The sequence below is a fragment of the Shinella zoogloeoides genome, from assembly GCF_003574625.1.
Taxonomy (GTDB): Bacteria; Pseudomonadota; Alphaproteobacteria; order Rhizobiales; family Rhizobiaceae; genus Shinella; species Shinella zoogloeoides_A.
Window position 1 is genome coordinate 57,728 of sequence record NZ_QNUJ01000009.1, and the last position, 12,638, is coordinate 70,365.

Consider the following 12,638-nt stretch of genomic DNA (forward strand, 5'->3'; position numbering starts at 1 on the left):
TCACTTCTTCTTCGGCAGGCCGGGCAGGCCCGGAAGGCCGCCGCCGAGACCGGGCAGGCGAAGACCGCCGCTGCCGCCGAGGCCCGGCAGGCTGCCCGGCTTGATACCGGCGGCTTCCGCCTGCTTGGCGAGCGCCTCGAGCTGCTTGGGGTCCATGCTGGAAAGATCGGGCATGCCGCCGCCAAGGCCGCCGAGGCCCATCTTGCCGGCAAGGCCGCCCATCATCTGCTTCATCATGCCGCCCTTCTTGCCGCCCATCATCTTCATCATGTCCGCCATCTGGCGGTGCATCTTGAGAAGCTTGTTGATGTCGGCGGCATCGGTGCCGGAACCGGCGGCGATGCGCTTCTTGCGGGAATGCTTGAGCATGTCCGGGTTAGCGCGCTCGGCCTTGGTCATCGAATTGATGATGGCGATCTGGCGGCCGAAGAGCTTGTCGTCGAGGCCGGCGGCCGACATCTTGTCCTTCATGCCGGCCATGCCGGGCATCATGCCCATGATGCCGCCCATGCCGCCCATCTTCTGCATCTGGCGAAGCTGGTCGGCGAGGTCGTTGAGGTCGAACTTGCCCTTGGCCATCTTGGCGGCCATGGCGGCCGCCTTTTCGGCGTCGATGTTCTCCGCCGCCTTCTCGACGAGCGAGACGATATCGCCCATGCCGAGGATGCGGTCGGCGACGCGGCGGGGATGGAATTCCTCCAGCTCGCCCATCTTCTCGCCGACGCCGATCAGCTTGATCGGCTTGCCGGTGACGGCGCGCATGGAAAGGGCCGCACCGCCGCGGCCGTCGCCGTCCATGCGGGTGAGCACGAGGCCGGTGATGCCGACGCGGTCGTCGAAGTTGCGGGCGAGGTTGACGGCGTCCTGACCGGTCAGCGCGTCGGCGACGAGCAGGATTTCATGCGGATTAGACTTCCGCTTGATCTCCGCCATCTCGATCATCAGCGGTTCGTCGATATGGGTGCGGCCGGCGGTGTCGAGGATGACGACGTCATGGCCGCCGAGCTTTGCGGCCTGTACGGCGCGGGCGGCGATATCGGTCGGCGACTGGCCGGCGATGACCGGCAGCGTGTCGATGCCGGTCTGTACGCCGAGCTGGCGAAGCTGCTCCTGTGCGGCCGGGCGGCGCGTGTCGAGCGAGGCCATCAGGACCTTCTTCTTCTCGCGCGTCTTCAGCCGGTTGGCGATCTTGCCCGACGTCGTGGTCTTGCCCGAGCCCTGGAGGCCGACCATCATGATGACGACGGGGGCGGCGGCATTGAGGTCGATGGAGACGCCCTCGGAGCCGAGCATGGAAACCAGCTCGTCGTGGACGAGCTTGACGACCATCTGGCCGGGCTTGATCGACTTCAGGATTTCCGCGCCGACGGCCTTTTCGCGCACCGCATCCGTGAAGGAACGCACCACTTCCAGCGCCACGTCCGCTTCCAGCAGCGCACGGCGGACCTCGCGCAGCGCCGCCGAGACATCGGCCTCGGAAAGCGCGCCACGGCCTGTCAGTCCATTCAGAATGGAGCCAAGGCGGTCCTGGAGTGTTTCAAACATCACGTCTTCCTTCTTGTTTCCACGTCACGCGGAAACGTCGGTGCAATCGGCGTCAAAAACAAGACGCAAAGCCAAAAAGCACCCGAGGGCGCATCGCGCTGTCGGGTGTTGACCTCCGGGATCTGTTTATACCGCAATGGGTCCCGGTCGGCGGCTTCAAGCAGTCTCACTTGTCGCAGATGCGCGGCTTAAACAGCAAAGGGGCCGGAAAGTCAAGGATTGGAGTCCTGCGAATCCTTCGCGCACCAAGGATTCGGCAGCGGCGCGGGCAGGATTCGAAGACTCCGTCTGGTAATCGAGGCCTGTTTGCGCCATATACGCGCAAGAAATCAAAGACTCCACGCTGGGTCTTTACAGGAACATTCCGACATGGCCGCTGAAGCGCAATTCGCCCGTATGAACGGACTGGGAAACATGATCCTGGTCGTGGACATGCGTGGCCGCGCCGATGCCGTGACGCCGGCGGCCGCCATCGCGCTCAATGCTGATCCTGCCACCCGCTTCGACCAGATCATGGCGATCCACGATCCGAAGGTCGAGGGCACGGACGCCTTCATCGACATCCTCAACTGCGACGGTACCAAGGCGCAGGCCTGCGGCAACGGCACGCGCTGCGTCGTGCAGGCGCTCGCCGCCGAGACAGGCCGCAAGGCCTTCACCTTCCAGACGGTTGCCGGCATCCTCAACGCCATCGAACATGCGGACGGCACGATCTCCGTCGACATGGGCAAGCCAGTCTTCGCGTGGGACCGCATTCCACTCGCGGAGGAATTCTTCGACACGAGCCGTATCGAATTGCAGATCGGGCCGATCGACGCGCCGATCCTGCATTCGCCCGCCGCCATGTCGATGGGCAATCCGCATGCGGTCTTCTGGGTCGACCGCGACCCGATGAGCTTCGATCTCGACCGCTTCGGCCCGCTCCTCGAAAACCATCCGATGTTCCCGGAAAAGGCCAATATCACGCTGGCGCAGGTCACCTCGCCGTCCTCCATGACGACGCGGACCTGGGAGCGCGGCGCGGGCCTGACGCTCGCCTGCGGCTCGGCCGCCTGCGCGGCCGGCGTTTCCGGTGCGCGCACGGGCCGCACGGACCGCAAGGTTGCGATCACCGTCGCCAGCAGCCCGAACCGCGGCACGCTGACCATCGAATGGCGCGAGGACGACCATGTCGTGATGACGGGACCTGCCGAATGGGAATGGTCGGGCACGCTCGATCCCTCGACCGGCGCCTTCCGCCGCGACGAGACCGGGGCGGCCGCCCTTTGAGCGGCGTTACGGTCATAACCTTCGGCTGTCGGCTCAACACCTACGAATCGGAAGTGATGCGCGCGCAGGCCGAGAAGGCGGGGCTGAACAATGCCGTGCTGGTGAATACCTGCGCCGTCACCGGCGAGGCTGTGCGCCAGGCCCGGCAGGCGATCCGCCGCGCCCGGCGCGACAATCCCCATGCCCGCATCATCGTCACCGGCTGCGCGGCGCAGACGGAGAAGCATACCTTTGCCGATATGCCGGAGGTGGATGCGGTGCTCGGCAACGAGGAGAAGCTGAAAAGCGCTTCCTACCGGGCGCTGCCGGATTTCGGCGTCTCGGCGGAAGAGAAGCTGCGCGTCAACGACATCATGAGCGTGCGCGGGACCGCGCCGCAGATGGTGAAGCTGATCGACGGCCATGTGCGCGCCTTCGTGCAGGTGCAGAACGGCTGCGACCACCGCTGCACCTTCTGCATCATCCCCTATGGCCGCGGCAATTCCCGCTCCGTGCCGATGGGCGCGGTGGTCGATCAGGCGCGCAGGCTCGTCGAGAGCGGCTACTGCGAGATCGTGCTGACGGGCGTCGATGCGACGAGCTACGGCGCGGACCTGCCCGGCAGGCCGAGCCTCGGCCTGCTCGCCAAGACGCTGCTGAAGCAGGTGCCGGAAATCCGCCGGCTGCGGCTTTCCTCCATCGACAGCATCGAGGCAGACGACCATCTCTGGGATCTCGTCGCCGACGAGCCCCGCTTCATGCCGCACCTGCATCTTTCCCTGCAGCACGGCGACGATCTGATCCTCAAGCGCATGAAGCGCCGCCATTCGAGCGCCGATGCACGGGATTTCTGCGCGCGGGTGCGGACGGCGCGGCCGGATGCCAGTTTTGGCGCGGATATGATCGCAGGGTTTCCGACGGAAACGGAAGAAATGTTCGCCAATGCGACGAGGCTTGCGGAAGACTGCGGCATCGCCCATCTCCACGTCTTTCCCTACAGCCCGCGCCCCGGCACGCCGGCAGCCCGCATGCCGCAACTCGACCGCGCGCTCGTCAAGGACCGCGCCGCCCGGCTGCGCGAGACTGGAAAAAGGCTGCACGAGGCCCATCTCGTCTCGATGATCGGGAGAGAGGAAACAATCCTCGTGGAAAATAACGGCCTAGCTCATACGGAAAACTTCACGCTCGTCGATGCCGCGGGGCTTAAGCCCCGCGATCTTGTGCCGGTGACGATCACCGGACACAATGGCAGGCACCTGACGATGCGGCCCCTTAATGCGGCCGGCGCCGCGTCCCTTCGCAACTAGCGGATACCTTTCATGGCTCTCGGCTTCATCAAGAAGATTTTTACATTCGGAAAAGACACCGCCACCGAGCCGAAGCCGGAGGCGCCCATTGCCGAGCAGCAGGTGGTAGAGACACCTGTCGCCGAGCCGGACATCATCGACCAGCCGGCCGTCGAGCCTGCGCCAGAAGAGCCTGCACCGAAAGAGACCGCATCGGAGGAAACCGCGGAAATCCCCGCCGCTCCTGCCGAGGAAGACGAGGACCGCGACCCGCTGCTCGATGAGGCGGAGGCCGTCAATCCGGAAGCGGACTACCATATTCCGGAAGACGTCGAACCGGAGATCTACCCGCTTCCCCACGCACCGACTCCGCCGGCCGCCCAAGAACCGACCGAAGCGGAGCCCGAGAGCGAGCCAGCCGCCGAAGAGGTCGTCGCAGAGCCGGAAGCTGGGGCGGAAGACGAAACCGTCGAGGAAGAGCCGGTCGAAGAATTCGTCGCGCCCGCGGAAGAGATCGCCGAAGCAGGGTCGAAAGAGGATACGCCGGACGACATCGAGGACCCCGTTCTGGCAGAAGCCCTCCGCGCTGAAAAGCCCGCCGACGCGCCCGCCCTGCCGAAGGGCTTTGCCACATCCGCGAAGGTGCCCGTCGAGGAGGCCGCGCCCGTGGCGCAGCCGAAGCGCACCTGGTTCCAGCGCCTGCGCGAGGGCCTTGCCCGCACCTCCTCGCAGCTCACCGGCCAGATCACCAGCCTCTTCACCAAGCGCAAGCTCGACGACGATACGCTGCAGGACCTCGAAGACCTGCTGATCCAGGCCGATCTCGGCGTGGAGACGGCGCTGCGCATCACCGACACGCTCGCCTCCGAGCGCTACGGCAAGGACGTGACCGGCGCGGATGTCTCGCGCATCATGTCGGCGGAGATCACCAAGGTCCTCGAACCTGTCGCAAAGCCGCTGGAGCTCGATCTCAGCCACAAGCCGCATGTCATCCTCGTCGTCGGCGTCAACGGCACCGGCAAGACCACGACCATCGGCAAGCTCGCCGCCAAGCTTTCCGGAGCGGGCCTCAAGGTCATGCTGGCGGCCGGCGATACGTTCCGCGCCGCGGCCATCGAGCAGCTCAAGATCTGGGCGGATCGCACCGGCTCCGACATCGTTTCCTCCAAGCTCGGCGCCGATGCGGCGGGGCTTGCCTACGAGGCCTACGAGCAGGCCAAGCTGAAGAAGAGCGACGTCCTCATCGTCGATACCGCCGGCCGCCTCCAGAACAAGGCCGAGCTGATGGCCGAGCTAGAGAAGATCGTGCGCGTCCTCGGCAAGCTCGATCCCGACGCCCCGCACACCGTGCTCCAGACGCTCGACGCCACGACCGGCCAGAACGCGATGAACCAGGTGGAGATTTTCCGCAACGTCGCGGGGGTCTCGGGCCTGATCATGACAAAATTGGACGGTACGGCCCGCGGCGGCATCCTTGTGGCGATTGCCGCCAAGCACAAGCTGCCGGTCTATTTCATCGGTGTCGGCGAAGGGATCGACGATCTCGAACCCTTCGAGGCCAAGGATTTCGCGGAAGCGATCGCAGGAGTTGGAGCATGAGCAAGGCAACGCTGGACGCACCGGCCAAGGAAGAGGAGAAGGTCAGCCCGCTCCTCAAGATGGTGCTGGAGCTCGGACCGCTCGTCGTCTTCTTCTTCGCCAATTCGCGCGGCGAATGGCTGGCGTCGCACTTTCCGGTGCTGGCCGAGATGGGCGGGCCGATCTTCATCGCCACCGGCCTCTTCATGGCCGCGACGGCCATCGCGCTCATCGTCTCGTGGATTCTGACGCGCACCCTGCCGATGATGCCGCTGATCTCGGGCGTCGTCGTCTTCGTCTTCGGCGCGCTGACGCTCTGGCTGCAGAACGACACCTTCATCAAGATGAAGCCGACCATCGTCAACACGCTGTTCGGCGCCATCCTGCTCGGCGGGCTTTTCTTCGGCAAGTCGCTGCTCGGCTACGTCTTCCACGCCGCCTTCAAGCTGACGGACGAGGGCTGGCGCAAGCTGACGCTGCGCTGGGGCCTGTTCTTCATCGTGCTCGCCGTGATGAACGAGGTCGTCTGGCGCAATTTTTCGACCGATTTCTGGGTCGCCTTCAAGGTCTGGGGCACCATGCCCATCACCATCCTCTTCACGCTCTCGCAGATGCCGCTGATCATGCGCCATTCGGCCGAGCAGCCGGAAGAAGAAAAGGCGCCGTAAGCCTCACGCGTAGGCGAAATCCGCCGTCTTGCTGATCAGCACGGCTTTCAGCTTTTCCAGCGCCCGGTTCTCGATCTGGCGCACGCGCTCCTTCGAGATGCCGAGGAGAACACCCAGTTCCTCGAGCGTCGCGCCATTCTCGGCGAGGCGGCGGGCACGGATGATCTTCATCTCGCGCTCGTTGAGCTGGCCAAGCGCCGAGTGCAGCCAGTGATGACGGCGTTCGCCGTCGATGCTGCCCTCGGCCTGCTCATCGGGCAGGGGCGCGTCGCTGGTGAGGAAATCGAGGCGGTTCGAGCCTTCGCCGCCCTCCCCTACCGAAAGCGGCGCCTGGAGGGAGACGTCGGAGGCGGAAAGCCGCGCATCCATGGTGCGCACATCCGCCGTGCTGACCCCGAGGGCCGCCGCGATTTCCTGATGGATCGCCTCGCTCGTCAGATGGTCATCGCCGCGGGCGAGCCGGGCGCGAAGGCGCCGAAGGTTGAAGAAGAGCGCCTTCTGCGCGGAGCTTGTGCCGCCGCGCACGATGGACCAGTTGCGCAGCACATAGTCCTGGATGGAGGCGCGGATCCACCAGCTTGCATAGGTGGAGAAGCGCACCTGCCGCTCCGGCTCGAAGCGGGCTGCCGCTTCCAGCAGGCCGATATAGCCCTCCTGCACGAGATCGCCGAGCGGCAGGCCGAAGTTGCGAAACTTGCCCGCCATCGAGACGACGAGGCGCATATGGGCCATGGCGATGCGATTGCGCGCATGCTGGTCGTGATTGTCCTTCCAGGCATGGGCGAGGGCCTGCTCCTCCTCCCTTTCCAGATAGGGGGCGGACATAGCGAGCTTGATCATGCGGCGGTCTGCGGTCGTCGTAGCCATGGCGGTCTCTCCACGTGAACCGAGGCGGCGAGAGGCATTATCTCTCGTCTGCGTGACGATGACGTTTCAGAGGAGCCTGCGGATCGCTCGAAAAGGGCTTCGAGCGAAGAAAGCGGCTGTTCCACTCCCGCGGCCGCCCGGAGCCGGTCGTCCTCGGGCGTTCAAACGGGTGCGGCGCAAAAAAGTTCCAATAAAAAACCCGGCTGTCGCCAGCCGGGCTTTAAATTTCGACGTTGCGCCCTAGATCAGGCCGCTTCGTCCTGCGAGTCGTCTTCCTCGATGGCCTTGCCGCGCTTCGGACCCTTGGCGAGGTTCGTCTCGACGAGACGGACGGCTTCGGTTTCCGACATCTTGTTCACGGCGGCGATTTCGCGGGCCATACGGTCGAGAGCGGCTTCATAGAGCTGACGCTCGGAATAGGACTGTTCCGGCTGGTTCTCGGCGCGATAGAGGTCGCGGACCACTTCGGCGATCGAGATCAGGTCGCCCGAATTGATCTTGGCATCGTATTCCTGCGCGCGGCGCGACCACATGGTACGCTTCACGCGGGCCTTGCCCTGGACAACCTTCAGCGCGCGGTCGACGAAATCGGTCTCCGACAGTTTGCGCATGCCGATGGAAACGGCCTTGGCAACCGGCACCTTGAGACGCATCTTGTCCTTCTCGAAATCGATGACAAAAAGCTCGAGCTTCATGCCGGCGACTTCCTGCTCTTCGATGGCGACGATCTGGCCGACGCCGTGAGCGGGATAGACGATCGACTCGCCGGTCTTGAAGCCCTGGCGCGTGGAAGATTTCTTCTGCTGGGTCGTCATTCTATTCAAATACTCCCTGTTACGCTCCCCGGCGACGGCCGGGGTGGGTCCGGGGACCCGGGAAAGACGGGGGGCACCTTGGGGGTGTCACCACTGGTCCGTCCGCCATGCGCAAAAACGTCCCTTTCGACGCGATCACATTTGAGCAACCGAGGTTGCCTATGGGAGGTGAGCGACGTTGAGGGATCGTTAGCTTTCGTGGTGGTGTTCGGGCACGCAAAATGCCGCGATTTGGATCAGTATCCGGACCCTATCACAAAAAAGTGCCGAAATCAATAATTTGCTTCGCATGGGTCATCAAGCCTGCCCTATCGCGCTTTTCGCGCGAGCATGCTTTTTTCCCCAGCTTCGGTCATTGCCGCCCGGTGCCGGGCGATCGCGCCCGGCCGGCGGGGTCAGTCGCCCTGGCCGGGCTTCGGCGAGAAATACTGCTCGTACTTGCCTTCCACGCCGTCCATTTCCTTGGCTTCCGGCATCGCATCGCGCTTGATCGTGATGTTCGGCCAGACCGAGGCGAATTCCGAATTGATCTTCAGCCACTTGTCGAGGCCCGGCTCGGTATCCGGCTTGATGGCCTCGGCGGGACATTCCGGTTCGCAGACGCCGCAGTCGATGCATTCGTCGGGATGGATGACGAGAAAGTTCTCGCCCTCGTAGAAGCAGTCGACGGGGCACACTTCCACACAGTCCGTGTACTTGCAGCGGATGCAGTTGTCGGTCACGACATACGTCATGCTTCACTCCAGAATCGTCATAAGGCGGCGGAGGCGGGGCCATCCGGCGCCGCAAAACCTGTCACGCAGTCGGCTTGCCGGACAGAAGAGGGCCGCGCTCGCGCAGGCTGTCCGGTGGCTGAGGTAAAGGCTTTGCGGGCGCTTTGCAAGCGTAATACATGCGCCGCCTGACGCGTGCGAGGTATAGAATTCTAATCCTCGTCGTCGCCGGGAAAAGCCTGGAGCCGGTCGGTTTCCCGGCGCTCCCGCTTCGTCGGCCGTCCGGCGCCCCGTTCGCGCGTCGCCTGCGCGAAAAGATTGCGCTCCTCGCGGGACGGAGGGGGCGGCGTCATGTCGCTGTAGAGAAGACGGGCTTCCTCATAGGGACCGCGGCGCACGCCGGGCTGGAGCACCTTGACCACCGCGTCGTGCCGGTCGAGCGAGAGGACGATAACGTCGCCCGGCCGCACCGCATGCGAGGGTTGGCGGACACTGACGCCGTTGACGCTGACATCGCCCGCCTCGACGGACTTCGCCGCGAGCGAGCGGGACTTGCGCAGCCGCGCGAAGAACAGCCACTTGTCGATGCGCTGCCGCGCCTGACCCGCGGGCTGTTCCTCATTATGAGCCATCGGCCTACTTCTTCATCTGCTCCTTGAGCGCCGCGAGCTTGGCGAAGGGCGAATCCGGATCGATCGGCTTTTCCTTGCGGGGAGGCCGGGCCTCGAACTTCGCCTGCTGCGGCTTGCCGCCACGGTCGTTGCGCTCGCCGCGATCCGGGCGGTTGCCGCCCTGCGGCTTTCCGTCGCGGCCCTTGTTCTGGTCCGGGCGGCCGCGGCCGCCTTCCCGGCGCTCGCCACGCTCACCGGCCGGCTGGCCGCGATGACGCTCGCCGCCGCGGCGTTCGCCCTGGCCCTGACGGTCGCCGTGGCGCTGGCCCTGACGCTGATTGTCGTGGCGCGAGCCCGGACGCCAGAGGAGGACGGGCTTGGCCTCGGCCGGCTCGCCTTCGCCGGCCGCTTCCGCGACCGGGGCTTCCGCAGTCTCGGCAACGGGTGCCTCGGTGGCCGCAGCCGGAGCCTCGACTGTCTCGGCCGGGGCTTCAGCCGTCGCTTCGCCTTCGTCGGACGCGTCGGCATCGTGTTCGTCGGAGGTCTCCGTGCCTGCTTCGGCCGGGGTCTCCGCAGCGGCGGCCGGGGCCTGCGCGGCGAGGAAGGCGGCGGCCTCCTCGGCCTTCACGCTGTCGGCGCGGTAGCCAAGACCCTTGAGGATTTCCTCCATGTCATCCGGCGTCGCGCCGAGGATGGAGAGCATGGCGGTCGTCGCCATGAAGCGGCGGCCGTCATAGGCGCCTTCCGGGCGCGGCGTGCCGGGCTTCCACTGCAGGAGCGGGCGGATGAGGTCGGCAAGGCGCTCGAGGATGTCGATGCGCACGGCGCGCTTGCCGAGGAAACGGAAGCCGGCCAGCTTGTAGAAGGCGCGCTCGTAGCTCGGATCGGTGACGACCGAGGTGCGGCCGGCGGCCAGCACCGGGATGAGGTCGCCATAGCCCGGCTTGTCGAGGCCGTCGTTCTTCAGCGCCCAGAGCAGCGTGATGAGCTCGGCCGGGGCGGGCTTCAGCAAGGCCGGCATGAAGATGTGGTAGGCGCCGAAGCGGATGCCGTGCTTGCGCATGGAAGCGCGGGCATCCTGGTCGAGCGCCTTCACGTCGTCGGCGACGTCGCGGCGGAACAGCACGCCGAGGCTTTCCACGAGCTGGAAGGCGAGGCCCTTGGCAAGGCCCTGCAGGTCTTCGGCGCGCGAGAGGTCGTCCAGCGGCTTCAACACGGTCGCGATGTGATGGTTCACGAAGCGCTCGATGCGGGCGGCAACGTGGTCGCGCGCATTGCCCGTCAGCTGCTCGTCGGAGAGCAGGATGACGCGCGGACGCATGATATGGTCGGAGGCCGAAAGGCGGGCGACGGGATCGCCGAGCCAGCGCACGGTGCCGTCCGAGCTCAGCGCGAGATCGGCATTGCCGGCGGCATGCAGGCGTGCGGCACGGGCCTCGAACTCCAGCGCGAGCGCCTTCTGCGCAGCCGCCTGCACGGCCTTCGCATCGGGGCCTTCCGTCCCGGCGGCCAGCGTGAACCGGAAACCGGCCAACTGCCCGACATGATGTCCCTCTACGAAGACATCGCCATTCACACTGATTTCAGCTTCCAGCATCGCATTCTCTCTCAGGCGCTTCATGAGCACAGATGTCCTGCGATCAACAAAGCGTTTCGTCAACCGTTCATGTAGCGCATCGGACAATCGGTCTTCGATTTCCCGCGTCTTTTCCTGCCAGTGTGTCGGATCGGCAAGCCATCCGGGTCGATTCGACACATAGGTCCAGGTCCTTATCTGCGCGATTCGTGCCGAAAGCGTGTCGATCTCGCCATCGGTCCTGTCGGCCCGGCGGACCTGATCCGCCAGAAAATCCTCGTTCACCGTGCCACGCTTTACCAGGTCCGCATAGAGCGTCGAGATGAGATCGGCATGCTGGGCAGGCGTGATGCGGCGATAATCGGGAAGCGCGCAGGCTTCCCAGAGCTTTTCGACACGCTCGGGGGTCGTCGCAAGGTCCCGGACATCCGGGTAGCGCGAAAGATGGTCCAGCGCCTGCTGGTCGACGGCCGGCAGCGCCCGTGTCAGCCCGCCGATCGGCGGCGGTGCGTCGAGCGACTGGCGGAGCGATTGCAGGGAGGAATAGTCGAAGCGGGTCGTGCGCCATTGCAGCACCTTCACGGGATCGAAATGGTGCGTCTCGATGCGCTTGACCAGCTCGTCGTCGAAGGGATCGACGCGGCCCGTCACGCCGAAGGTGCCATCGCGCAGGTGCCGGCCGGCGCGGCCGGCGATCTGGGCGAGCTCGGCCGGGTTGAGGTTGCGGAACTGGTAGCCGTCGAACTTGCGGTCCTGCGCGAAGGCGACATGGTCGACATCGAGGTTGAGGCCCATGCCGATGGCATCGGTGGCGACGAGATATTCGACATCGCCCTCCTGGTAGAGCGCGACCTGCGCATTGCGGGTGCGCGGCGAGAGCGCGCCGAGCACCACCGCCGCCCCGCCGCGCTGGCGGCGGATCAGCTCGGCGATGGCATAGACCTCGTCGGCCGAGAAGGCGACGATGGCGGTGCGCTGCGGCAGGCGCGTGATCTTCTTCGAGCCGGAATAGAAGAGCTGCGACAGGCGCGGCCGTTCGATGACATGGATGCCGGGCAGGAGCTGCTCGAGAATCGGCTTCATGGTAGCCGCGCCGAGCAGCAGCGTCTCGTCGCGGCCCCTCAGATGCAGCACCCGGTCGGTGAAGATGTGGCCGCGTTCGAGATCGCCGGCAAGCTGCACCTCGTCGATGGCGACGAAGGCGGCGCGCGTCTCGCGCGGCATCGCCTCCACCGTGCAGACAGAGAAGCGCGCCATATGCGGCGTGATCTTCTCCTCGCCGGTGACGAGCGCGACATTGTGCTGGCCGACCTTCTCGACGAGGCGCGTATAGACCTCGCGCGCGAGAAGGCGCAGAGGCAGGCCGATAACGCCCGTCTCATGTGCCACCATGCGTTCGATTGCGTAGTGGGTCTTGCCCGTATTGGTCGGGCCGAGCACCGCGGTCACCCCGCGGCCGCTCAGGATCATGGGTGCTTGCGACAAGACATGCCCCGGCAGGTTTCAGTTTCGGGCTCACAGATGCCCATCGGGGCGGCCGATGGCAAGGGGGGAGGTGAAATAGGGCGGTTTTCCCGATGGTTTGGCGCGGGTCTGGAACAGGGCACGAACGAAACGGAGACGAATCGATGACTCTGGGTGATTCAGGGTTTGTTCTTTCACCGGATCGGCAAAACCCACCGGCAAGCAACGTTTGAAGAAATTTTTACCTGGCATTGCAGAATCGTTGTT

Annotated in this window: 11 protein-coding genes; 4 read left to right on the forward strand and 7 right to left on the reverse strand. The window is 65.2% G+C overall.

From position 1 onward, the window contains the following. Entirely contained in the window at window positions 1-1,545 is a 1,545-nt protein-coding gene (gene ffh / locus DSD28_RS18145; protein ID WP_119257833.1) for a signal recognition particle protein, read from the reverse strand. Window positions 1,546-1,914: 369 nt separating this feature from the next. On the opposite strand from ffh, the gene dapF reads away from it, so the two are divergent. Genes dapF through DSD28_RS18165 form a run of 4 tightly spaced genes read left to right on the forward strand, consistent with a single transcriptional unit; the run spans window position 1,915 to window position 6,325 of the window. Next, a complete protein-coding gene (gene dapF, locus DSD28_RS18150; protein WP_119257834.1) occupies window positions 1,915-2,814 on the forward strand; it encodes a diaminopimelate epimerase in 900 nt (299 codons plus the stop codon). Continuing rightward, the gene (gene mtaB / locus DSD28_RS18155; protein WP_119257835.1) at window positions 2,811-4,100 is read left to right on the forward strand and encodes a tRNA (N(6)-L-threonylcarbamoyladenosine(37)-C(2))-methylthiotransferase MtaB; all 1,290 of its coding nucleotides are present in this window, start codon (window positions 2,811-2,813) and stop codon (window positions 4,098-4,100) included. Before dapF ends, mtaB begins: the two co-directional genes overlap by 4 nt. 12 nt (window positions 4,101-4,112) lie before the next feature. Beyond that, window positions 4,113-5,678, forward strand: a complete 1,566-nt coding sequence (ftsY, locus tag DSD28_RS18160) for a signal recognition particle-docking protein FtsY (RefSeq protein WP_119257836.1) — start codon at window positions 4,113-4,115, stop codon at window positions 5,676-5,678. After that, window positions 5,675-6,325 carry a septation protein A gene (locus tag DSD28_RS18165; protein WP_119257837.1) on the forward strand — a complete coding sequence of 217 codons (651 nt, stop codon included), beginning with the start codon at window positions 5,675-5,677 and terminating at the stop codon, window positions 6,323-6,325. The genes ftsY and DSD28_RS18165 overlap by 4 nt, the downstream gene beginning before the upstream one ends. Before the next feature lie 3 nt (window positions 6,326-6,328). Here the strand turns inward: DSD28_RS18165 and DSD28_RS18170 are convergent, their stop codons facing one another. From DSD28_RS18170 to DSD28_RS25985, 6 genes are all read right to left on the reverse strand, one after another. Further along, complete coding sequence (locus tag DSD28_RS18170; RefSeq protein WP_119257838.1) at window positions 6,329-7,192, reverse strand: RNA polymerase factor sigma-32; 864 nt, start codon at window positions 7,190-7,192, stop codon at window positions 6,329-6,331. A gap of 245 nt (window positions 7,193-7,437) precedes the next feature. Continuing rightward, window positions 7,438-8,007, reverse strand: coding sequence for a CarD family transcriptional regulator (locus DSD28_RS18175; RefSeq protein ID WP_119257839.1), 570 nt, complete (start codon window positions 8,005-8,007; stop codon window positions 7,438-7,440). Between the two features lie 395 nt (window positions 8,008-8,402). Next, window positions 8,403-8,741 (reverse strand): ferredoxin FdxA, encoded by a 339-nt coding sequence (gene fdxA / locus DSD28_RS18180; RefSeq protein ID WP_119257840.1) that lies wholly within the window; start codon window positions 8,739-8,741, stop codon window positions 8,403-8,405. 191 nt (window positions 8,742-8,932) lie between these two features. Beyond that, window positions 8,933-9,352, reverse strand: coding sequence for an RNA-binding S4 domain-containing protein (locus DSD28_RS18185; protein WP_119257841.1), 420 nt, complete (start codon window positions 9,350-9,352; stop codon window positions 8,933-8,935). Between the two features lie 4 nt (window positions 9,353-9,356). Then, window positions 9,357-12,377, reverse strand: coding sequence for a helicase-related protein (locus DSD28_RS18190; RefSeq protein WP_162911453.1), 3,021 nt, complete (start codon window positions 12,375-12,377; stop codon window positions 9,357-9,359). A 45-nt stretch (window positions 12,378-12,422) separates the two neighbouring features. Then, the gene (locus tag DSD28_RS25985; protein WP_162911454.1) at window positions 12,423-12,623 is read right to left on the reverse strand and encodes a hypothetical protein; all 201 of its coding nucleotides are present in this window, start codon (window positions 12,621-12,623) and stop codon (window positions 12,423-12,425) included. Window positions 12,624-12,638 lie beyond the last annotated feature (15 nt).

Bases quoted from the DNA above. Each gene is read 5' to 3' on its own strand.
- ffh (WP_119257833.1), bottom strand. From the start codon at position 1,545: ATGTTTGAAACACTCCAGGACCGCCTTGGCTCCATTCTGAATGGACTG.
- dapF (WP_119257834.1), top strand. From the start codon at position 1,915: ATGGCCGCTGAAGCGCAATTCGCCCGTATGAACGGACTGGGAAACATG.
- ftsY (WP_119257836.1), top strand. From the start codon at position 4,113: ATGGCTCTCGGCTTCATCAAGAAGATTTTTACATTCGGAAAAGACACC.
- DSD28_RS18165 (WP_119257837.1), top strand. From the start codon at position 5,675: ATGAGCAAGGCAACGCTGGACGCACCGGCCAAGGAAGAGGAGAAGGTC.
- DSD28_RS18170 (WP_119257838.1), bottom strand. From the start codon at position 7,192: ATGGCTACGACGACCGCAGACCGCCGCATGATCAAGCTCGCTATGTCC.
- DSD28_RS18175 (WP_119257839.1), bottom strand. From the start codon at position 8,007: ATGACGACCCAGCAGAAGAAATCTTCCACGCGCCAGGGCTTCAAGACC.
- fdxA (WP_119257840.1), bottom strand. From the start codon at position 8,741: ATGACGTATGTCGTGACCGACAACTGCATCCGCTGCAAGTACACGGAC.
- DSD28_RS18185 (WP_119257841.1), bottom strand. From the start codon at position 9,352: ATGGCTCATAATGAGGAACAGCCCGCGGGTCAGGCGCGGCAGCGCATC.
- DSD28_RS18190 (WP_162911453.1), bottom strand. From the start codon at position 12,377: ATGATCCTGAGCGGCCGCGGGGTGACCGCGGTGCTCGGCCCGACCAAT.
- DSD28_RS25985 (WP_162911454.1), bottom strand. From the start codon at position 12,623: ATGCCAGGTAAAAATTTCTTCAAACGTTGCTTGCCGGTGGGTTTTGCC.